Below are 22,638 nucleotides of genomic sequence, written 5' to 3' on the forward strand. Positions count from 1 at the left end.
CCAATTGACCAGATTTCGGCAGGGAATAGAATGCACCTGGGTTATTATGTCTCACAATCTCTCTGAAAAGACAAGAGAAATATTCGGGAAAAAGCCGTACTTATCCCTCTATTTCCAAAGAGAATCCGACCCGAAAATCCAATTCACTCTGAAGCCAGCAAAGAATCCGGAAGAATGGTTTCTCGACTTAAACGGACGCGCGCTTTCGAGTACGGTCGCTCCTTTGACCCAGGCGCTCCGATCCGTTCAGGCGCAAAAAATTTCCGCGACGGATTTAGTCGCTGTGATCGGGCTCGGAAATCCTCACCTCATCTACGAAGTTCATAAGAATTTAGAGCCGGGCCAGATTCTTCTTTTGATCGATGAACATCCCGAGCTGATCTTTTCTCTTTGGGACGGAATTTTGGAACCGGTTATGGACGTCCCCGGAAGACATTTGTTCCTCGGACATTCCGCGCTCAACTTATTGTGGAATTATATGGAATCGCTTCCCGTCGAAAGGGTTTCGGGAATTCGAATTTTTCGAAACGCGGCGAGCACTTCTTTGAACGAGATGTATTACGGAGAACTCGAGGTCAAGATCCGAAAGATTCTTTCCTCGAAGATGAGCGATCTTTTGACCAAGTTTGAATTTGAAAGAATCTGGGTCCGCAACACGTTCGTAAACACGGCGAATTTTCCGGATTCCAAAAATCCGAGAACCCGAGTGGAACTCTTAAAGGAAAAATTTTCCAATACTCCGGCGATGCTCGTCTCCGCAGGGCCTTCACTTCGAAGTCAGTGTGAGTGGATTTCCAAGGTTCGAGACAAGGTTTTTTTATTTTCCTGCGATACTTCTTTAAAAGCGCTCCTCAAGTTCGGAATCGTTCCCGACGGAGTGATCACGCTCGACGCACAAACTCATTCTTTCTTCCACTTTATGGGTGCGGAATCGTCTAACGTTCCTTTGTTCGCGGACTTGGTCAGTTCCCCTTCGATTTTGAGAACACAGAAATTTTCCAAGATTGTCCATTCCCTCACCGCGAAATACGTCGTGGACGCGAGCGGTGAATTAAAAAGAGAGGTGACCGCCGGCTCAAAGACCGCGGAAAAAATCCTCGGAACGATCGGAGACATTCAGTCCGGAGGAAGCGTCGCTACGACCGCGTTTGATCTTCTTAGAAATCTTGGTTGTAAGCCGATCTTTTTGGTGGGACAGGATCTTGCGTATTCGGGAAGGGAGATTCATTCGACCGGAACTCATCATAACGAAAAGTGGCTCACACTTTTAAAACGAACTCAGAGTCTCGAGAGAATCAACGAGATGATCATCCGAAAACGGGACACTCGTTTGGTTCCGTCCGCCGGTGGAGGAGAGGTTTTGACGGATTACGTTTTGGACCTATACCGTCACTGGTTTGAAGAATCCTTTCAAACATTAGACTTTCCGGTTTACAACGTCAACGTTCGGGGCGCGAAGATTGAAAATTGCGAAAACGTCTCGATCGAAAAGGCGGATTCCATTCTTTCTCAGTTTTCCGATCACGGATATTATTGGAAAAAATTTCTTCCCTGGAGCGAAGAGCGAGATCCGGAAGTATCTTCGGAAACGGCAGAAACCTTCCGTAAAGAACTTTTGGAAAGAATCCAGAGCGTCTTGGAAACTTTTTCCAATCCATTGATTCGGGAAGAAACGTATGAATCGGTTCTCTCAGAGTTTAAAAAGAAGATCGAAGGTTGGGAAGATCTGAGTTATCTCGTTCGAAAAACGGAAATCTATATTCTCAGACACAGAGACACGTTAGACGAAACAAGAAAGAAAAACCTTTTTTTGGGAGCCGTATTAAAGGAATTCACCGGACTAAAACGAAAACTTCTTTCGGGGATCGAAAAAAATCCGTCCTAAAGGGGAAAGCCACGTTCATATACTCCGAAGCCAGTCCCCATAGGATCACGAGCCTTGCCAAAAGTTAGAAAACCATATAGAATCAACAAAGATTTCATTCAAGTTTTCTGGTAGGAACTCCGACAGGAAGAATTCTTCTTGAAAACATGCAATTTCTGTGATAGAGAAAAATCACCTCTTCTTCCCGCGAACCCGCCTCCTCCACCCAATTCAGGGTGAGGCGCGCGGTTTTCACAGTAAAAGTAGGAACTCCGACAGCAAGAATGCTTCTTGAAAACATGCAATTTCTGTGATAGAGAAAAATCACCTCTTCATCCCGCGAACCCGCCTCCTCCACCCAATTCAGGGTGGGGCGCGCCATTTTCACAGTAAAAGTCGGAACTCCGACAGCAAGAATGCTTCTTGAAAACATGCAATTTCTGTGATAGAGAAAAATCACCTCTTCTTCCCGCGAACCCGCCTCCTCCACCCAATTCAGGGTGGGGCGCGCCGTCGACGGGGGATCGTCGTTCTTACGACAAAGTCTTTTTAAGATTCATTGCACATGTAGAAAAGTTTCGTTCATCGGTTGGAGAGGAGAGCAAAGCATAGGAACCTGAGACTCACATTGGATCGGCTTTCAGAGAAAACTTGGAAAGAATTTTCACCCCCGTAAAATTATCTTTTTTACAAGGGAACGTCTCCCTCAAGAATTCTCGTGGGAACTCCCGCAAAAATTCCGAGAGAAACTTCTGATTCTAAAAAAGAAAAACAGGAAACCTTCTTTCGAAAAGATCTTCCTTCTCGAAACCGAATCTCCGAACATCTCCTTGGCTGGAAGGTTTGATTCTTCCTTTCGAAAACGAAATCGATTTCCCTCGAAGGAAAATTACCGGATCCCCGAACTTTGGAAAAAATCATCCGATGCTTTCCTCTTTCGATCGTCCTCACCTGAAAGGCATTGGTATGGAAGATAAGACAGAGCTTGTTTTTTCTCTGCGGTTGAAGAAGATACCAATCCCAATTTTTAGAAGGTGTGGAATCGATCAGCCAAAAACTTCCGTCTCTGAAAGAAGACTTCTGTGTTTTGATATTTTCATCTTCCGATCCGCGCAAACCGGCGATCGATTCGATCCATTGATTTAAGGAAGAACGACAAGTTCCTTCGAATTGATTCTGATCGTTTGGATCCTTTGCCGAAATAGAATGAAATGTAAAAATGCAACTTAGGCCGAATGATGTAGCGAAAACAAAACGAGATTTCATCCTTCTCTACAAAAGACCTCTAAGCTCGGCGCCCGATTTCCCGCTGGCGTTCAGAAAACGAAGGTCCGTTTTTTTAAAAATTTTTAAGAAGAATCCGTCCGTAGAAACTTCCGTAAAGTATGAGTTCCTACTTTTTAGAAACGATCAGGCGTTCAGATCGATGAGATAACCTCTCCGAGTCGCTTGATCATCCGTATTGACTCCGACCTTTGCGATGTTTCTCGCTCCGGAATTTACGCTTTCCAATTCGGAAAGAGGATGAAGACGATCAGGCATATTCCGAATCGTAAATTCGGATTTTGAAAATTGGCGAGCGCCGGGTGAACTTTGAAGTGCAAAATTGATTTCTTTGAGCATGACCTGCGAATGTCCTTTTCTTTCAAGGGAAAGACAAATTTAGAACTTTGTAAAGCGAAAATCGACCTTTGATTCGATGCTCTTAAGCGTCCGCGACCTCCCTTTCAGAACGATTCACAAACCGTCGAAATTAAAATTTTCCGTGTTTTCCGATTCTTCTTCCTCCGGAATTTCCGCAAGAATCGCCGAAACCTTTTCGGAACTTTTTTCTCTCTTCGGTAACACAAGTTCCGATTCTCCTTCGTCTTTCATTTTCATGAGAAGGGAGAATCCTTTCGGTTCTCTCACAAATTCGGGAAAGTATTCGTAGAATAACTTCGCGGAAACGACCCGAAACTTGGAAGGATACGCGCTCTTATACGTGGAGGAAAGTTCCACGTCCGGAAGTTGTTGAAACTGGATTCGATCCTCGAAGTCGTTAAACTCTTGTTTGGTGTAAACCGGAAGCCTTTCGGTGATCAGATCTTTTAGTATGATCCAATCCAATTTAAAACGCATCCGGTAACCTTGGAACGCGGTCGATCTCTGGATCAAATTGACCAATCTCTTGATCGGATAATCCCTCTTCGCGTAAGGCGTAAGATAGATCAGAAGATATCTCTGCGAAAATCCGAGAGGCTCCCAAACTCGATCGGGATACGGTTTTCCCTCTTCCGATTTGATATCGTCCAGAATGGATTGTAATTCCGGAACGATTTCCGTGTGATCCGTATAAAATTCCTGTTTTTCTACTTCTCCAAATTCTCCGTAGTAGAGCCATTTGTAAAGATCAGCGATTTCAAAGACGGGATGATAGAGTAAGAATTGATCTAAGAATTCGATCTTTTCTTCGCGAGATTTGTTATCGTCGATTTCTCTCTGAATCACTTTTTTGATCCTCGTTTTTGACCGCGAACAACTCCGACTGATTTAATATCCGAAGAATGTTCTCCCTATGGGTCAGTATGATCCCGATAGAGATAAAAATCATGGTTCCTAAAACCCAATACGAAACTTCTTCGTGCAAAAGAAGAACCGAGGAAAAAGCATAAACGAGAGGAAGCGTTAGGGAAGCAAAAATTGATCCCAGAGAAACAAATTTAAAAAATTTATAAACCGCTAAAAAGACAAGAACCGCACCCAAACACGCGATCGGAGTCAGAACCAGAAAAACGCCTAACGCCGTTGCAACTCCCTTCCCGCCTCTAAAGTTTAAGAATGGAGAAAACATATGTCCCAGTATTGCCAATACTCCGCAGAGGAGTTGAAACGGAATTCCTCCTTCGGGATAGAAATGACCGGAAAGATAAACCGGAAGCGCCCCTTTGGCTATGTCCAAAACCAAAACGGGAAACCCGTATCTCCATCCAACCAAACGACCTACGTTCGTCGCACCGATGTTCTTACTTCCCGATTTCCGAATGTCCACGCCCGCAAGGTGAAGCGCGATCCAATATCCGAAAGGAATCGAACCCGCGGCAAAACTTAAAAAAACGATCCAGAGAAAATTCATTTTCGATCCGAGCGAAACTCCAATTGAACCGGAATTCCTTGGAGTTCATAGGTTTCTGTAAGTTTCTTTTTTAAAAAAGAAACGAGATTCGGTTTGAAGTAGTCCACGTGATTTACAAAAAGAATGAGATGAAACGGAGAAGTCGACACTTGAGTGCAATACAACATCTTCGGAGGTTGGTGCGCGGAAAAAGATCTTCCCGCGAGTCCCATCCAAGACTTGAGATTTTTGTTCAACTCGGAAGTGCTTACCTTTCTCTGCGAACGAGTCGCGAGATCAAAGGCGAGATCCACCAGTTTTTTGACCCGGAGTTTTTCGGTCGCGCTGATCGTAATGATCGGGACTTCGTTTAACAAAGGAAACCGACTAAAGAGTTTTTCCTTATATTCTTTGAATGTCTTGTCGCTCTTGTCTTCGATGGAATCCCATTTGTTGACCGCGATCAAAAACGGTTTTCCCTTTTCCTGCAAAAGTGAGGTGATCTTTTTATCAAAATCCCCGAATCCTTTTTTTGCGTCCAGAAGATGGATTACAAGATCGCTTCCGTCGATCGCCTTGAGAGTTCTCTGATACGAATAAAATTCAAGAGCTTCCGCGGATTTACTGTGCCTTCGGATCCCGGCCGTGTCCGTCAAAAGTAAACGTCTATCACCAAATTCTAATAGAGTGTCGACCGAGTCTCGTGTGGTTCCGGCGACGGCGCTCACAACGGCTCTTTCGTATCCGCAGATCGCGTTTAACAAACTGGATTTTCCCGAATTCGGTTTTCCTACGATCGCGAGACGGAATTCGTAGTCTTCTTCCGCGAGAGGAAGCGGTTGTGCGTCCTTCTTCTTCGCCGGATTCATCTTTTCGATCCAGACTTTTCCGAGCTTTCTTCCGCTTAAGAAAAATTTAATCTTTTCCAGGAGAAGTCCGAGATTCTTTCTTCCCACCGCAGAGATCGGAAGTACTTCGGCGAGCCCCATTCTATAGAATTCTTCGAGATCGAACTCGTCGAGTTCTTTGTCCGCTTTGTTTACGCAGTAGATGATCGGCTTACTCGCGACTTCCGGTTCCCTTCTTAGATAACCGAGAAGAGTATGATCCGCCGGCGTGACCTCGTTCTTATCCAATAAAAAGATGATGAGATCGGAGGCTTTGAGTTGTCTATAAGCGGCTTCTAATATGGATTGTGCCAGCGTATCCGGATTGTCGATATCGAGTCCCGGAGTATCGCAGAGATAAAAATCCAAGTCCTTGTCTTCTTGATAGATTCTCGCGGAAAGAACGTCACGCGTCACACCGGGATAATCTTCGGTGATCGCTAATTTCTTTTTTAAGAGCGCGTTGAAGAGCGTGGACTTTCCGACGTTCTGTCTTCCCACGATCGATACTACGGGAATGATTTCGCCGGGTTCTTTTCGAGGAGCTTTGATCGGAACGATTTCGTCCGATTCTTCGGTTGTTTTTTTTCTGGCTTTAGCCATATAGATCCTAATTTGAACTGCCTAAGAATCGTAACGATTGGAAGATTTTAAGGCGCGTGCGATTTCTTGCTGTGCGTCTTTTTTCTGCATGTCATCCCGTTTATCGTGTATCTTCTTCGGCTTGGCGACGGCGATCTCCACTTTCACTCGAAGGTTATTCTTAAAATAAACCTTGGTGGCGACGAGAACCAAACCCTTCTCTTTTACCTGACGATCCAACTTTTCGATTTCCCTCTTATGCAGAAGAAGTTTGCGAGCTCGGATCTCCGGATGGTTGGCGTAACCTCCGTTTTTATACGGAGTGATGGAAAAGTTTTCTAAAAAGATTTCGCCGTTTTTGATCTTGGCGAACGCGTCGGTAAGATTCCCTTTTTTTTCACGAAGACTTTTGACTTCGGATCCGGTCAAAACGATGCCCGCTTCGATGAATGAAATCAATTCGAAGTTGAACTTGGCCTTTTTGTTGACCAAGGGCGAATGCCCGGATTCTTCTTTTTTGTCTGCCATCTTACTTTATCGGAAGTAAATCCAGTTTTTCGAAGAAATGACCGAGGCCAAGTGAAAAACAATCTAGCTTCACAAAGACGACAGATTAAAGTTTTTTAGGTGGGCTAATTTCCGATTTTTGCCCGCATTTTTCGCCGGGTCTTTTGAAAGACCGCGACGAAAATCTGGGAAAACTTTGCTTTTTATTGCGAAAAGGTCGCGGTAATTCCTGGTAGCGAATAAGTCACATTCTTAAGACTCGAATGCAAAGGATGAACTCCAAGTTGAAACGAGGATCGGTCGTCCGCATCGCTTCTTGGTGCGAAAACGCTGTCCCCATTTGAATCCCAAAACAAGACACGATCGACCCGAAGTCCGATATGTAGTCGGGAAATCGGCTCCGATCCATTTCTTTGGATCGGAAGAATCCGGATCAAGTTTCCCGAAGCTTCGAACCGAGAATTCAATCGACTACTCGAAAATTGTTGCCCCTCGAAGTCTTCTAAAAACCCTCCGCCAAGAGGATAATAGAACGGATGCGGATACCAAGCGACGTTAGTACCCAGCTCTGCTTCGTTTTGATTGGCGAGATAACTTCCAGGATTGAGAGTCTGGGTATTTACTCCGGTTGCCACCGATCCATTTCGCAAAGCAACCTTACTTACGATCTGAGATTGACGAAAACGACATTCCGAAGACCCGACTCCTCCCAAGGTTTTTTCAGAAGGTGTAAATAGAAATCCTGGTGTTTCCAGCCACTCCGGAGGACAGTCTCCCGCGAACAGCAAGGCACTAACGATCCCTCTTTCTAACGTCTCAAAAGGACCATCCGATGCGCGACTGATGGTCACCCCGGTCGAAAGATCAACATAACGATACTCGGGATCAGGAACATCGGTTGGGGAGAAGAAATAAGTCACGGATCGAAGAATCAAACCAATACGATCGTGCTCGCTACCGATCGCCTTCAAATCTGCCTTTATTTCCGAATTCAAATCGGAACCGATTGTAGAACCGATCGATTTGTATTGATGACAGATGCTCCCTAACCCTAAATGATTTTTAAGCATTTCGCTTTCCGACGATAAATCGACCATGCTGAAGATTACCTTATCAAAATTAAACACGGATTCCGCTCCCGGGCCCGGACCGCCTTGATCTTGAGATTTGTACAATAGAATCGCGCACACGTTGAGTGAAACCGCCTTAGGTGTTATGAAATTATCTCGAAACGCGTCCGGTTGTTTATCTCCGAATTGATCGAACGAAATACCATATATATTCGACTCGATTGGTGGAAAGGAAATCTGCTCCGAATTCGAACGAGCCAGAATCGAGGATGACGCTCCTGAATTTGTTATTAACTGGACACTAACGTTTTCCGCGCTTGACGAACCGAAAAGAAGTAAGGCCATTACAGCGTTCAAGGATTTATCGGATGATTCGGTTTTACATTGTGAAAAAATTACGAGGAAGGCGTAGATACATGCAATCGCCTTTATCCGCATCGTTTTATCTTTCATAGAAGACACTCTCTCTTCGTTCAAATAGGAAAGGAAAAAACTTCAGAACATTCTTCCCTTACCAAGTGATTCTAACATTTCAAAGAAATGGGTTTTGCAGGCTCTTTCCAGTCGTTCATTCCTAAAAAAAAGAGGTTCATTCCGAAAAACAGGCGACTCAAACAGTCGTTCTTCCTTTTTCAATTCTTATCTTATTGGAAGCCAAATTCCGATTAATTTCTCATGCTATGATGGGTGAGAATCAATCTGCCTAGTTCGGTCCCGATCAGGTTGGGCATATTGTAAAAATTATCCGAAGTGATCTGGATGGAATCCTGAAACAGATGTTCCGCTATGTATCGTCTTCCGAGACCGACTCCCAGAAAGACGTAGTTCCGATTCTGGTTTTTCAGAATTTCGGCGTGGAGTTTGCGGTTGTCCCGAGAATTGATTTCGTCGGAAACTTCTGCTTTGCCCCTTTGTCCCCGAAAATCGGAGATCATTACCACAATTTTCGTCTGTGCCTCCGGCGAAAAATACGATTCTACTTTTTCGAGAAGTTGATACTCTTCTACGGAGTCTCCTTGCCAGTCGGTTCGTAGATAATTGAACATTTCCTCTTCTTTTGCGTCGTCGTATTCTTCGTCGAGACGTTTGATCGGAACGAGATCGATCCGATCCTTCTTATTGTTTCGATCCGAGTACGCGTGAATCGAAAAATCCACCTCGTGTTCTTTGAGAATATACGCCGAAGAAAGCATCGCCGAAATCACGGCGACCGCGTATTCAAAGTTGAAGATCCTTCTCGACTTGGAGACGAGAAACGCTACTTCCACACCTTTGAGTTTTTCTTCGTTCTTATCGATGATCGTACGATCGAAAACTTTCGAGTCCCCTCTTCCGGATAAGAATGAAATATATTTCCGAGTATCGATCCGATTTCCTTCGTTTCGATACATTCTCGTGATGTCGATCTCCGGATCAAAGAGACGATCGAGATTAAGCTCGATGTCTTCCAAACTCTGACCGAATACTTCTTTGAATTCTTTTAAGGAAACTTGGATCGTGTAGTCCCAGAGGATCTTCCGTTTGGCAAGAAATTGTTTATAGAGTTCTTCGGTGCGATAACCCCAAGCTCCGCCTCCGCCTGCGGGTTCTCCTTGGCCTTTGTTGCCTCGGGTGTCCTGACCATACCAAGCGTCGGCGCCTTCCTTCATCTGACCTCCCGTTTCGGGGGTGTCGATTTCGACTCCGCGTTTGAGTGGATTGCCCGAGTTGAGAAGTTTCGCCTTTCCGGTTAACGCTTCCCTTTTATGAAGTTCGGGATTCCACCAACGTTTTTTTTCAATGTCGGTGGCCGTTGTTAGAGTTTTTTTTTTCTTATCCTCAAGAACCTTGAAGAAATCGGATTCTACTTCGATGCCCGACATTTGGAAATCTAAGATTTTTTCGAGTTCCTGTCTTTCCTTCGGATCTGCGATCTGATTTGTATAAGCGATCTTACCGCCTCTCACCGCGGTTTCTTTGAGGCCCGCTTCTCCCATTTTTTCATCCGCATAACGAAGAATATGATCCTTCCAGAAAAGAAGATTAGAAAGTCCGAATAGATACGGCAAAAGATTCGCGGAACCGATCGTTCTCTTTTTTGCGAGATCGCGGATCTTTGTGTGAAAGGTCACCATCTTCGAAATCAAACTGCTTCCGGGAAGATAAAAGGAAAGAATTTCGGTTAACGTGGATTCGTCTTCGAGATCCGGAAACAAGACGCTCGTAAAACGATTTCGAAACGCGCGGGAAATGGTCGCGGTCGATTTTGATTTTCTAAAAAGTTTTAGGGCAAAGATGCGGGAATCCCCGGTCAACTGAATCGGTTCGCTTCTTCCGGCTTCGGGAGGAAGAGTGAGAGATCGAGCGTCGTCCGTAAGCATATTCAATTTTTCTACTAGTTCGGCTCCTGCCGCTTCCAGGTTTGTGATGAGAATGTTTCCGCCTTCTCGGATTCCACGAGTGAGAGGACCGTCCACCCAATCCACCTTGGAACCGCTGATCGGTTTCAAGGCTCCGATGATATCCGAAGTATGAATTCCCTTGCACAAACTTACGGTCTCCAGAGGAAGACCCGAAATTTCGGTGAAGAGCGGAAGAAGAATCTGAGGATCCTGTTCTTCCGAATATTCGATCAAAACGTTTTCCTGAAACTGAACCGCGGTAAAAATCTTTTCGGAAAATTCGCGAAGTTTCAGAGGAAGAGGAACGCTACTCAAAAGATTCTTCGCTTTGTTTTCATCCACAACGGGAAATGCCTTATCGTTACAATACAAGAAACCTTTGTGAACTTGAAAGGTTGGTTCCGGAAGTTCCGGAGTCATCTTGAGTCCGATTTCGTTTAACAAAAGTTCGACTTGAAGGTCTCTGTCTTCTTTTTTACGAAACGGTTCCACATAAAAATTCCAGAACTCACGAAACTGAAGTTCGCTCGTTTCGGCCTTTAAGCCGAGAATACGATTACAGAGTTTTTTTAGATTTCGAATGTTGAAGTGATACTTTTCCAGATCGCCTTTTCCGAGCTTACCCGTGATCACACGATTCTCCGTCTCCAAAGAAATACGAATGCAGGATTGAAGAAGAGACTCGCTCAAGGCAGGATAGAGTTTTTTCAGAATAAAGAGAATTTCATCAGGAGTATGAGGATCGATAAAAATTACGGAGAAGAATCGGGTGATGTCGAAAGGAAGCGGCTTTCTTCCTTCAAACCCTTCGGAGGGGTTCTGGGTTCCGATAAAATTAAAACCGTCGCCGCAGGAAATTCTCGAGCCGTCTCCTTCGATTAACTCTAAATAGGCGGACTCGTAAACTGTGGAGAATCGTTTGATGATATGCGGAGGACAAAGATTCATCTCGTCGGCGACGAAGCTCTGGCCCGAACGAATCGCCGCAGTCAAAGGCCCGTCCGACCATGCAAAACCTTGACCGTCCATGAGAATTCGATACGACCCGATCAGATCTTCCGGAAGTGTATCCTCGTTAAAACTAAAACGAGAAGTGGGATGTTTTCTCATGAAGTTGATATAATAGATGAGAGCGTTTTTTCCCACGCCGGCATCTCCCACGAGGAGGACGGGTTTTCCTTCCAGAAGTGGATAGAGGATATTGGATAGATTACGAACGGTGGAATCGGTCTCAACGAGATCGGATCCAAGACTTCCTGTGTTGATTCCCGACTTAGAAACGGGAACATTCAGACCGGCGATTTTTACGGTTTCCATGACTCAAAGATTATCAGGTAGAATCCTCTGGCAACCTGAATTCCCGAAATTATATTTTGAACGGTTTGAATTGTTTGACTACCAAATCAACTTTTCGAGATGATTCATTTGAGAAGACCGTTTTGCAGTGGTTCTCTCGGATGGAAATTTCAAAAAGGATCTAGTATGAGTCAGAATCCATTAGAATATGTTTTAGCAAATCGAATCCAAGGCCTCGACACTTCCGCGATCCGCAAAGCGTTCGAACTCGCGGGGAGTTTAAAAAACCCGATCAATCTTTCCATCGGTCAGCCGCATTTCCCTTGTCCCGCGAATATTATCGAAGCTGGTTGTAAGGTGCTCAGAGACGGAAAAACGGCTTATACTCTCACAGGTGGAATTCCGGAACTTCGTTCCGCTCTTGCGGAAAAATACAAGACGACTAACGGTATCTCCTATGCGACGCCAGAAAGAATTTTGGTCACTTCCGGAATCAGCTCCGCATTCTTACTTTTATTCAACGCGTTGTTAAACGAAGGAGACGAATGTCTCGTAGTCACGCCCCACTTTTTGATGTATCCCGCCTATATCAAGATCTACGGGGGAAAGATGAACACGGTGCATCAATCCTTCGAACCGGAAGATCTAAAGGAATTCTCCAATAAAAAACTGAAGATTATCATCTATTCTTCTCCTTCCAATCCCACGGGTAAAATTCTTTCCAGGAAACAATTGGAAGCACTCGCAGAACTCGCGGAGAAAACCGGAGCCTATTTGATTTCGGATGAGATCTACGAACTCTTCGACTATGATAAGAAGTTTATCTCGGCGGGTTCTTTTTACGAGAAGACGATAACTCTTTCCGGTTTTTCCAAAACGTACAGTATGACTGGGCTTCGTTTGTCCTCCATTCTCGCGCCGGAACCCATTACAAAAGCATTAACTACTCTGCAACAATATACGATCGTCTGCGCTCCTTCCGTCACTCAGTGGATGGGAATCGAAGCACTCAAAACGGATATGAGTTCCTACATAGCAGACTACAAAGAAAAAAGGGACTTCGTCTACGATTCCATAAAAGATCACTATGAGGTGGAAAAGAGCGAAGGCGCATTCTACTTCTTTATCAAGATCAAAGAAAAAGACGATGATTTTGTTCTGAGGGCCATCAAAGAGAAGGAATTGATCTTGGTTCCTGGTTATATCTTTGCCGATTCTAAGAATTACATTCGGATCAGCTTCGCATCGGAATGGGAGAATTTGAAGAAGGGAATTTCAGCGCTTGTTTCACTCGCTTGATCCGTTGACCTTCTGGATCTTTTTGGGATTCGGAAGTTTCGGCGCGGTTTCCTTGGGAAGTTTTTACGTTACGTTAGGATTTCGGATCTTAGAATACTATTACGGTAAAAAAAGAAAATCTCTTTCTTTTGGGGAGAAGTGGAAACAAATTTTTACTTCTCCGAGCGCTTGCGATCATTGCGGAAAAGAGATCCGTTATCCGGAACTTCTTCCGGTTGTGGGTTATCTGATCTCAAGAGGAAAATGCAAAGAATGTAAAAAGCCGATCCCTGTGATCTTCCCTTTGGTTGAATTTTCTTTTTTTTCTATTTTTGTTTTGTGTTTTGTTCTTACCCAAAATCCTGCTTTCAGTTTTGTCTTTTTGTTTTTATGCGGTCATCTTCTGATTTCCTGTCTGACCGATGCGTATCATTTTTCTTTGGATTATGAGAATCTTCCTTGGATTTTATTCTTCGGTTTGACCGCAGTTTATCTTTTGAACGGCAAACTCCCTGGTTGGAACGAGGTCTTTGTCTTCGGAGGTTTTTTTGCCGCGTTTCTGATCTTGTTTTTTTTCTTTCCGGGTGGAATCGGTTTTGGAGACGTTCTCTTTGCACCGGTTCTTGCAATGATCGCAGGTCATCCTTGGTGGATGTTTTTTTTAAACGCCTCTTATATCCCTGCGGTTTTGTTTACAGTCGCGCTTCGTAAAAAAGGCGAAAGCCTTCGAAGAACTCCGATTCCGATGGGTTTGTATTTCGGTTTAGGAACGGTGCTGACTTTTTTTGGGAAGATTCTTTTCGAATCGGAGTTTCTTTCGATTCCGATCTTTTCCGATCTTTTGGATCAGAATCCACAATAAAAAAAATAACGAATCATACAGAAAGCCAAAGAGCCGTTTTACAAAAATGAAATTGAAGATTCAAAAATGAATCCATTCTGATTTAAGAAGATTCAAAAATTTTTCTTGGTAAGATTTCTTTTTTCCCGGCTTTTTTCGGAGGAGTCTGTTAGAATCCTTCAAACGAGAGAGAATTTTTTGCCACATTCTTTTGAGAATTGAACCGCACCTGAATCAAGCTCACCCCTATTCTGAGAAAGGAATTAGAACGACAAAGATCCAAGATCTTTGTCGTTGTTCCGACGAGAGAAATTCTCCTTGCAGGAAGCGCAATTTTGTGATAGAGGAAAGTCTCCCGAATTTTTCCCGCGAGCCCTCCTCCTCCACCCGATGAGGGTGGGGCCGCCCGCGTTTCACGGAAGATCTTTGTCGTTGTTCCGACGAGAGAAATTCTCCTTGCAGGAAGCGCAATTTTGTGATAGAGGAATGTCTCCCGGAGTTTTCCCGCGAGCCCTCCTCCTCCACCCAATCAGGGTGGGGCCGCCCGCGTTTCACAGAAGAGCTTCGTCGTTGTTCCGACGAGGGAAATTCTCCTTAAAAAGGAATCACCGAACAAGTCGGGGGCGTTCTCCTAAATCGGATAAAAAAAGAGCCCACAGAAAAAAAGAATCAACCAGAAACCAGTCTCGATTGTTTCACTCAAAGGTTGAATTCTTCGGATTCCCCCGTAAGCATGGACGATGACCATCAATCCGAAACATCCCAATAGAATGTTAAAGTAAAACGGTTGCACCTCTCGATTTCCTGCGGCAACAAACCCCATATAACAAAGCACGCTCATCACGCTCGCAAGACAACGTCCGTAGTAAATGGACAAATTCCCTTGCGAAGGAATTTCCCAACCCAAAACTGCCGCCCATCGAAGCGGCACCAAAAACATTGGAAGCGCAAAAACAAAGAACGTTGAAAAGACGAGGATGTACAAAAACAAACTCGATTCAGCTCCCCAAATTCCAACCATAACCTTTTTCCTCCACAATCGAAACGGCGGATTCAAGATCGAAAAACCCCAAAACTCAAAATGCACCTTGAGCAACAAGTTTCAAAAATAATTCTTCGATGTCGAATAACGCAAATTTTCTACATTTATGTCATAGTGTTTACTTCATTGACTCGATTTTTTTGTAAATCAAAATATTTCTCATAAAAATAAAATGAACCACAGAAAATAAATCTCCGAATCAAAAAGAGCATTCGACTTTCAAATTCTTTGTAAGGATGCGAGAAATCGGTTCCTAAAAAAGGAAATCAGGACAAAATTCAAACCCTTACTTATAACTTAGAGCTCGATTTACTCTTTGAAAATATTTTCGAGGGTTCTTGGAAAAAGGTTACTTTTTTCTAATATGATTTTGAGGATTTTAAAGAAAACGGATTCCCTTCCCCTTCCTCTTTCTGATTGGAATGGGAAAGATTGCTGTAACCTTTTTGAATTGGGCTCGTATAGAAAAGACTTTCGAAAGAGGTCCGATCCGATCGATCTTAGGATTGGCTCGAAGGGTTATTTACAAGGAAGAGGAAGTTTTCGCTTCGAAAAAAAGAAACGAAAACACATTCTATAACTCTAATACGTTTTTCATTCTTCCCGAATCAAAAATAAACGACTCTGAGATCCACTCCTCCGTGCGTCACATGAATCGTATCCGTTTTGATTCCCATATTTCGATTGAGAATGGACCAAGAATCTTCGTCCGGACAAAGAATCAAACCGCTGATTTCAACGGGAAGCTCCCACCAAAGTTTGAGTTTTTCGCCTAACTTCTTATAAAACGCGTTCGTCGCACCCGCTTCCATTCTCAAGCCATATGGAGGATTGAGAGGCATCCAAATCCGTTTCGGCTTACCGACACTTTCCCAGATTTCATTCGGAGAGCCTGTAAAAAAATCACCTTTCCATTGTTGCATCGAAACCAAATCCAAGATCTGAGACTCCTTTAGGAAAGCCTGATATTGATCCATTCTCTTGCACGTGTATTGAAACGTCTCTTCGTTGAGTTCGTTCCACCAAACTGCGATCGGATTCTTACCTGGGGGTTTAAGAGTTTTTTTCTTCAGAAAGTCCCAAGTGGACTCCGGAAATTCTCCCATGTCCTGAAACAAAAAAGTTCTCTGATAATGTGGAAAGCCGACTCCAAAAATCGAATCCACCGACTCTCGAATCAGGGTTCCCGTTCCTGCAAACGGAACAAAAACGGCATCGGGATTGGGAAGAATCTTGTGCATTCTCTGGATCAAAAATCTTGCGAGGTCTTCCCGGATGGGTGCGGACTTGGAAAGAGGTTTAAACTTTCCCCTTTGATTCAGCGGTTCGCCTGCAAGACTTACGTTCATCACGATCTCGTCGTCCATGATCATCGCGCTGAGTTCGGTCGTTCTCTTCCCGCTTGCGGGGTTCGTGTGTTCCGTTTCCCAGAGCCTTCTCAGATCTTCCGGGGTCCATTCGGTTGCACCTTTGACTTGAGGATGAAACTGAAGATCCCAATCATCAGGAAGAATCTCGGATTTCCGTAACGAGTTTTCGAATTCCTTAAAATCAAAAGAACGTTTGAGAGGATACATCCCCAGATTGAGTCGGAAGTCCCGAACCCAAGGAATTCTTACCAAGAGTTCGAGTGCCTGACGAAAGTTAGCATTCTCGAGTAAAATTTTCCCAGGGAGAACTTTGAGAAACGGTGTCGACATTTTCGGAAGATAAGAATCGCTGATGATCCTCTTCGCGGTTTGTTCGGTTTCCTTCGCGGATCCCGTTGGGAGCAGATATTCCCATCTCCTCAGCTGACCCGACTTAAATTTAGGAAACTTCCATAGCATGGAAGTAGAATTTAATATCGCGTCCGTACGGCCTATCTCAAAACTTTCTCAAATTCAAATAATCAGCGGCTTGCTTTCGATACCTTCTGAATCGTTTCCCATTCCTTACCAGATACGATCCTTCCGTCCACCAGATGAATCTGTCTTTTGGTCTTTGCGGCGAAATCCGGGTCGTGTGTGACCACGACGATGGTCGTATTGATCTCCCGATTGACCTTTGCGAGAATATTCATCACCACTTTGGTGTTGGCGGAATCGAGGGCGCCCGTCGGTTCGTCTGCGAAGATATACTTAGGATTCATCACGAGCGCCCTTGCTATCGCAACCCTCTGAGCCTGGCCCCCGGAAAGACGATTGATTCTGTAGTTCATTCTGTCCTTGAGATCGAATTCTTCCAAGAGATGTTCCGCATAACTTTGACGTTCGTTCAATAGTCCCGCCTTTCTCGCGGGCATCAAAACGTTTTCCAAAGCCGTAAACTCCGGAAGAAGATAGTGAAACTGAAAGATAAAACCCATTCTTTTGTTTCGAAACTCGTGAATTTCCTCTTCGTCCATTCGATAGATATCTTTGCCGTCGATATGAATCGCACCCAGACTCGGAGGATCCAAAGAACTGATCATATATAGAAGAGTACTCTTTCCCGAACCGGACTTTCCCGTAAGAGAAACGTAGTCTCCCTCTTCAATATCCAAACTCACACCCTTGATGATTTCCGTGCTTCCGAACGTTTTTTGAAGATTAAAAACGGAGATTCCATTTTGAACAGCGGTCTGCATTCTATTCTCCTCGTATGATTTCGATCGGGGAAAGTTTACCGGCCGACCTGGCAGGAATCCAACTCGCGATTAATGTAGCGACCATCGATTGTAAGAACGCCTGAAAATAAATCGAAGGCGCGAACGAAACCACCATCGAACTCGCTCCCGCCGAAAACAAAGGATTCGTAAAAGGAAGGGATTCGATTCTCAAACAAATTAAGAATCCGACGATCAGTCCGATGATTCCTCCCACCACTCCGAGAATCACCCCTTGCATCAAAAAAATCATCAAGACCTCTTTCGGTCGAAACCCTATGGAACGAAGAATCGCGATCTCCCTTTTTTTCTGATTGATAATCACATTCAAAATATTATATATTCCAAATCCGGCGACTACCAGAATCGCGGCGGTCATGGAATATCGGATCGCGTCTTGCAGTTTGAAGATCGCGAAAAAACTCGAATTCGCTTCCTGCCAACTTAGAATTTTTTCGTCCCCGAGTTTCTTCCATTCCTCGGCCTTCTGCATAGATTGGTTTACGTCCTTCAAACGCACTGCGATGTCCGTAATCATTCCGGACTGACCGGTCAACTGTTGGACTTCGGATAACAGTCCATAGGCGATACTATCGTCCAAAGCTTTGTTTCCGGATCGAAAGATTCCGGAAATACGAAACGGAGTTCTTTCTTGAAGGCCAGCCGTGATCCAGACCGTTTTGTTCAGGCCCAAACCTAAAAGTTTCGCGAGGCCGTCCCCCAAAATCAGTCGATTTCCTGCCGCGAGGGATTCCACACTTCCTTCTGTAATGTATTCCGCGAGCGGAGTGATTTGAATCTGTCTCGACGGAATGATTCCTATGATCTTTCCAGCTTCCTGATTGGAACCGGAGTATAAAAAGATTCGTCCGCTTACTTGAGGAGAATACGCTTCGACGGCTGGGTCCCTATCAAGTCGTTCATACCAGAGACTCGCCTGGTTCAAATGATTCGACCCGCGCTTGCCGGAGGGAGGAGAAAGCCAGAACACGTTCTCATTCGGAAATAAATCGTCCATGGAATTCGCCTGAATGATCTCTTGTCTGGGAGAAATCCGAACATGGCAATCGGCGTTGATCAATTGATCGATGAGATATCCTCGAAATCCCAAGAGAACTCCGGATATGATGATAAAGGCCGCCGTTCCTAGAACGATCCCGGAAAGTGTCGTCAGGGTCTGCTTTCCCCTAACGAGCATCTGCCTGAGCGCTATGAACAACATCAGGGCGCCTCGGAGAGTAAATCTCCCGGTTGAATATCGCCTTCTTTGACTTCTATAAACTTTTCCGATCTGAGTCCCGGAACAAAGGAGACCGCCGAAGATTTACCATTTCTGAATATTATAATTCTCTGTTTCTTTTCGTATTTCCGAGGAACCAATACGGCGCTATCCCGTTTACCGACTTCGATCGCGACGTCTGCGGTCATCCCGGGAAGAACACCCTCCGGAAAGCGGAAGGCCTCGATTCTTGCAAAAAATTGACCTGCGTGAGAAAAAGTTCCTTGCACTTTTCCGGAAACGACTTCATTCGGTTTGCCTTCAAAGCGTATGAGCGCGGTTTGTCCTTTTTTTACGGAAAGTAGAATCTGCTCATCGAGGGCGACGACCAGATACTTCGAACCCACACCCAACACTTCGACGGCCTGCATCGACTGGAACGCAACCTCTCCTTCATGATAACCGACATCGGAAACGATTCCGTGAATCGGAGAGCGAACGGTCGCGAGACCTTCCAATTGCAAAAGGCTCTGACCGGGAAACACTTCGTCTCCTTCCAGAACGAAAACCTTAGTAACCTTCGTCGGCACTCCAACTCGGAAACGAAACGTATCCAAAGAATGAACCGTTCCCAAGCCGTAAGCTTTTTCGGAGATCGGCCCGGAGATGGCAAAGTCATCCGCCTTCGGTTTGTTTCTAAATTGTAGAATCACAAGAATCACGAGTATCGGAAGAGCCGTGTAAAGAATCCGATAAGGAAGTCGCAAGGACTTATAAATTCTGAATAATGATTTAAGTGTGTTGACTACGACGTTCATATGACTGACTCCAGCTTACTTTTTTTTCCCCTTTGTAGCTTTAGGGAACGTTCTCTTTTTCTTCGCTTGGCGTTTTGCAACCGGAGATTCTATTTTTTTAGGGGCGAGACCACTTGCGACAAACTCTATGGTTCGTTTGATTTCGGCTTCTCCATCCCAGTCCTCACCGGGTTGAAAGAATATCTCTGTCAGAAGAATATAGCCGGCAAGATTTGTAGCCACGAGTCGAAACGCGGAAAGGATCGGAATGTCCCGAATCATCCCTCGTTCTTGAAACGACTGTAGGCGTTCTATGATCAAAGGGGCGAGCCTTTGTTTGAAAACTCTTTCTAAGATCGCACGAATTTCGATCGAGATCAACGCTTCCTGCACAATGATTCGGATCAAATTTCGATTCTTTCGTATAAAGGAGATTCTCTCTTCAAAGACCGCCTGTAGGAATTCTTCTAAAGTGTTAAACTCTTGGGAGAAAATCACCTTCATCCGTTTTAAGGTAAGAGGAGCGATAAAACCTTCCATAATCGGCATTGCAAGGCTAAGAAGGAGTTCCTTCTTGCTCTTAAAGTGTTTGAAGATCAGCCCTTCGGCGACTCCAGCCTTCTTTGCGATTTCTCCCGTCGTCGTAGCGGAAAAACCTTTCTGAGCAAAGATCTCCATCGCCGCCAAAAATATCTTTTTTTGACCCTCTGGCCAACTCGGATCCAGCTCAATGCTTTCTTTGATTTCTTCCATGGTGAGTGATTACTCACTCATTTTAATCAGGACAGCTCTTTTGTCAAGCGAGGAAAGAAGAATCTTCAACCATTTCCAAAAAAATAAAATGAGGAAATCCGTAGTGAAACCGTTAGCGAACTGAAATTTCACTCGAATTCGAAACGATATACATACGGAGAATCGAATCGACAAAGGGACAAAACGAAACCTTCGTTTCCATTTTGTAACCGGATTCATCTGGATCCGCGTTCGATTTCTTTTGTTTTTGACTTGAGCGTCTGCCTCCGTTCCGGCTTATTATAAGAATCGGGTTTGACCTGAGGAAACGTCCTTCGATCCGATCAGTCCCAGAATAAATTAGAAAGAGCCAGAATGTTTCAAAGAATACCAACTCATCTCAAATTGATTTTCAGTTACGTAGTCTACTTCGCCGTCATTTTACTCTTATACAAGATCGCGTTTCTTTCGGTATATTGGTATCGTCTACACGGAGTTCCGTTAGACGAAATTGCAATCGCGTTTCTTTTGGGATTTCGATTCGATCTCGCAGTAATCGGCATGACCCTCGGGGTATTCGCATTCTTATCCGTTCTTCCTTACTTGAATCGTTTCAAAGCCTATCGGTTTTTTTGGGGATATACTCCGATCCTTTTGGGGATCTGGATGATTGCACATTTGATCGCCGATATCATATACTTCGAAAACGCAAACAAACACATCGGTTACGAAGGATTCGTATTTATCGGAAAAGACCTGGGTGTGATTTTAAAGTCCGCCTTGGAACAGAATACGACTACGTTTATCATCGGAATCGGATTCTTGCTGATTTTCCTTCCAGTCTCGACCTGGCTTTTTCTAAAATACAATCCATACGAATACAAAAGAGAATCTTGGAAAACCTACGGAGCTCATTTAGGAATCGTTTTGATCCTTACGATTATCGCAGTCAGAGGCGGAATTCAAGAATCTCCGATTCGTGCGACGAATGCCATCGTATCGGGAAACAACTTCGTCAACAATATCGCGTTAAACGGAGTTTTCACTTCGATCATGGATTTGAAAAGTCAGTCCATTCCAAAATTCTTAAAATTGGAAATGGGAGAAGCGGTTACGATCGTTCGAAAGGAAATCGAATATCCAGGAGCGGAATTCGTAAGCGAAAAGTATCCGATCTTACGGGTTCAAAAAGAAACCAATCCTGGAACTCCGCCTAACATCGTTTTGATTATGCTCGAAAACTGGACCGGAAAATTCATTCGCCCGATTTCGGACGGACTCGTAGAAGGAAAGGAAGTAGCGCCCCACTTCAATCAACTCTTAAAAAAAGGAAGATTCTACAATCGATTTATCGCGTCGGGAGGAAGAACGACTAACGGAATGATGTCGATTTTAACCGGAATCCCAGATCGTCCAGGATTGACCGTGGTTCGAACACACCAGGTTCTTGGAAATTTCTCCGGAATCGGAAGCATCTTCAAAAGAATGGGATACGATACTTTTTTTGTAACGGGAGGGGATCTCAGTTTTGATAACAAAAGTACACTCATGCCGCATTGGGGATTTGACACGGTTATGGGGGAAAAAGAAATCTCAAAATTGGGACGGTTCAAACTCGGCGCTTGGGGATACGACGACGCGGATGTATTACAATTATTGCATGAACGTATTTCCGCCTCGAAAAAACCGATCCTAGGATTGGCTCTGACACTTACGACCCATTACCCTTATCGAACTCCATCGGAAAAATTTAGAATCTTCGGTCCGAAAACAAGGGATTACGATTTCCTAAACGTTTACAACTACGCAGACTGGGCGGTTCACAACTTCATCACGCAAGCGGAAAAATCCGGCTATTTCAAGAATACAATTTTCGTTTTTGTCGCCGACCACACACATCACAGATATCTTGATTATTACGAAGATAGAAACGTACCCTTTCTCATCTACGCTCCCGGAAGAATCGCACCCGCGTTAGACGAAACCATAGCTTCACAATTGGATGTGATTCCCACAATTCTCGGCCTCGTCGGGAAAAAAGCGGCTTTCTCCGCGATGGGAAGAAATCTTTTAGCCCCGGGAAGAACTCAAACAGCCTACTTCGCTTATGGAAACCTCTTTGGCTGGATCGAAAACGAACACTTCTATCTGAGATTTTTTGACGGAATAGAAGACCTTTCATACAATATCGTCCCACCTCGTGAAAAAAATAATTTCTGCGAAAAGGACCCGTCCGTTTGCGAAGAGATGAGCAAAAAGGCAAAAGCCTATCTCAATCTCAGCTATGATTTATTGAATAAGAATATCGTCTTTCCTTCTGAAACCGAGTTGATCCAGTTAAACAAACCTTAGGATCACAAAAAGTTGCAAGTTCCCCCGTTATACCTGAAAACGGACTTTAAGTCCGTAGCAATCTATTTTT

General features: G+C 44.4%; 19 protein-coding genes. 4 read left to right on the forward strand and 15 right to left on the reverse strand.

The genetic code is table 11. The features are described from left to right. Window positions 1-46: 46 nt before the first annotated feature. On the forward strand, window positions 47-1,885 hold the full coding sequence (locus DLM75_RS14195; RefSeq protein WP_118969128.1) for a motility associated factor glycosyltransferase family protein: 1,839 nt from the start codon (window positions 47-49) through the stop codon (window positions 1,883-1,885). Window positions 1,886-1,979: 94 nt separating this feature from the next. Here the strand turns inward: DLM75_RS14195 and DLM75_RS14200 are convergent, their stop codons facing one another. The 9 genes from DLM75_RS14200 to DLM75_RS14240 all read right to left on the reverse strand — a co-directional run bounded on the left by DLM75_RS14200 (window position 1,980) and on the right by DLM75_RS14240 (window position 11,702). After that, window positions 1,980-2,297: a hypothetical protein gene (locus DLM75_RS14200; RefSeq protein ID WP_118969129.1), complete on the reverse strand. Its 318-nt coding sequence runs from the start codon at window positions 2,295-2,297 to the stop codon at window positions 1,980-1,982. A gap of 254 nt (window positions 2,298-2,551) precedes the next feature. Further along, a complete protein-coding gene (locus DLM75_RS14205; RefSeq protein WP_118969130.1) occupies window positions 2,552-3,130 on the reverse strand; it encodes a hypothetical protein in 579 nt (192 codons plus the stop codon). A 144-nt stretch (window positions 3,131-3,274) separates the two neighbouring features. Further along, window positions 3,275-3,487: a hypothetical protein gene (locus tag DLM75_RS14210; protein ID WP_069607872.1), complete on the reverse strand. Its 213-nt coding sequence runs from the start codon at window positions 3,485-3,487 to the stop codon at window positions 3,275-3,277. A 114-nt stretch (window positions 3,488-3,601) separates the two neighbouring features. Next, complete coding sequence (locus tag DLM75_RS14215) at window positions 3,602-4,354, reverse strand: hypothetical protein (protein ID WP_118969131.1); 753 nt, start codon at window positions 4,352-4,354, stop codon at window positions 3,602-3,604. Continuing rightward, window positions 4,329-4,979: a glycerol-3-phosphate 1-O-acyltransferase PlsY gene (gene plsY / locus DLM75_RS14220; protein WP_118969132.1), complete on the reverse strand. Its 651-nt coding sequence runs from the start codon at window positions 4,977-4,979 to the stop codon at window positions 4,329-4,331. The genes DLM75_RS14215 and plsY overlap by 26 nt, the downstream gene beginning before the upstream one ends. Next, complete coding sequence (gene der / locus DLM75_RS14225; protein ID WP_069607875.1) at window positions 4,976-6,448, reverse strand: ribosome biogenesis GTPase Der; 1,473 nt, start codon at window positions 6,446-6,448, stop codon at window positions 4,976-4,978. Before der ends, plsY begins: the two co-directional genes overlap by 4 nt. Before the next feature lie 21 nt (window positions 6,449-6,469). Next, window positions 6,470-6,955: an SsrA-binding protein gene (gene smpB, locus DLM75_RS14230; RefSeq protein ID WP_069607876.1), complete on the reverse strand. Its 486-nt coding sequence runs from the start codon at window positions 6,953-6,955 to the stop codon at window positions 6,470-6,472. Between the two features lie 182 nt (window positions 6,956-7,137). After that, window positions 7,138-8,457 (reverse strand): hypothetical protein, encoded by a 1,320-nt coding sequence (locus DLM75_RS14235; protein ID WP_118969133.1) that lies wholly within the window; start codon window positions 8,455-8,457, stop codon window positions 7,138-7,140. 212 nt (window positions 8,458-8,669) lie between these two features. Then, window positions 8,670-11,702 carry an AAA family ATPase gene (locus DLM75_RS14240; protein WP_118969134.1) on the reverse strand — a complete coding sequence of 1,011 codons (3,033 nt, stop codon included), beginning with the start codon at window positions 11,700-11,702 and terminating at the stop codon, window positions 8,670-8,672. Between the two features lie 165 nt (window positions 11,703-11,867). Between DLM75_RS14240 and DLM75_RS14245 the strand changes: the two genes are divergently transcribed. Together DLM75_RS14245 and DLM75_RS14250 are read left to right on the forward strand one after the other, a co-directional pair. Continuing rightward, entirely contained in the window at window positions 11,868-12,980 is a 1,113-nt protein-coding gene (locus DLM75_RS14245; RefSeq protein WP_118969203.1) for a pyridoxal phosphate-dependent aminotransferase, read from the forward strand. Next, a complete protein-coding gene (locus DLM75_RS14250) occupies window positions 12,964-13,821 on the forward strand; it encodes an A24 family peptidase (protein WP_118969135.1) in 858 nt (285 codons plus the stop codon). Before DLM75_RS14245 ends, DLM75_RS14250 begins: the two co-directional genes overlap by 17 nt. 610 nt (window positions 13,822-14,431) lie before the next feature. Here DLM75_RS14250 and DLM75_RS14260 read toward each other — a convergent pair. The 6 genes from DLM75_RS14260 to DLM75_RS14290 all read right to left on the reverse strand — a co-directional run bounded on the left by DLM75_RS14260 (window position 14,432) and on the right by DLM75_RS14290 (window position 20,228). Continuing rightward, window positions 14,432-14,821: a hypothetical protein gene (locus DLM75_RS14260; protein ID WP_118969204.1), complete on the reverse strand. Its 390-nt coding sequence runs from the start codon at window positions 14,819-14,821 to the stop codon at window positions 14,432-14,434. Between the two features lie 629 nt (window positions 14,822-15,450). Further along, the gene (locus DLM75_RS14270) at window positions 15,451-16,671 is read right to left on the reverse strand and encodes a hypothetical protein (protein WP_118969138.1); all 1,221 of its coding nucleotides are present in this window, start codon (window positions 16,669-16,671) and stop codon (window positions 15,451-15,453) included. Between the two features lie 62 nt (window positions 16,672-16,733). Beyond that, window positions 16,734-17,450, reverse strand: a complete 717-nt coding sequence (locus DLM75_RS14275) for an ABC transporter ATP-binding protein (RefSeq protein ID WP_118969139.1) — start codon at window positions 17,448-17,450, stop codon at window positions 16,734-16,736. 1 nt (window position 17,451) lies between these two features. Continuing rightward, window positions 17,452-18,690, reverse strand: a complete 1,239-nt coding sequence (locus DLM75_RS14280; protein ID WP_118969140.1) for an ABC transporter permease — start codon at window positions 18,688-18,690, stop codon at window positions 17,452-17,454. Next, window positions 18,690-19,505, reverse strand: coding sequence for a secretion protein HlyD (locus DLM75_RS14285; protein ID WP_118969141.1), 816 nt, complete (start codon window positions 19,503-19,505; stop codon window positions 18,690-18,692). Before DLM75_RS14285 ends, DLM75_RS14280 begins: the two co-directional genes overlap by 1 nt. A gap of 15 nt (window positions 19,506-19,520) precedes the next feature. Then, window positions 19,521-20,228, reverse strand: coding sequence for a TetR/AcrR family transcriptional regulator (locus DLM75_RS14290; RefSeq protein WP_118969205.1), 708 nt, complete (start codon window positions 20,226-20,228; stop codon window positions 19,521-19,523). Window positions 20,229-20,591: 363 nt separating this feature from the next. Here DLM75_RS14290 and DLM75_RS14300 point away from each other — a divergent pair, with 363 nt between their 5' ends. Beyond that, window positions 20,592-22,568 carry an LTA synthase family protein gene (locus tag DLM75_RS14300; protein ID WP_118969143.1) on the forward strand — a complete coding sequence of 659 codons (1,977 nt, stop codon included), beginning with the start codon at window positions 20,592-20,594 and terminating at the stop codon, window positions 22,566-22,568. The last annotated feature ends 70 nt before the right edge of the window (window positions 22,569-22,638 follow it).

Origin of the sequence: Leptospira stimsonii (assembly GCF_003545885.1) — a bacterium.
Lineage (GTDB): Bacteria > Spirochaetota > Leptospiria > Leptospirales > Leptospiraceae > Leptospira > Leptospira stimsonii.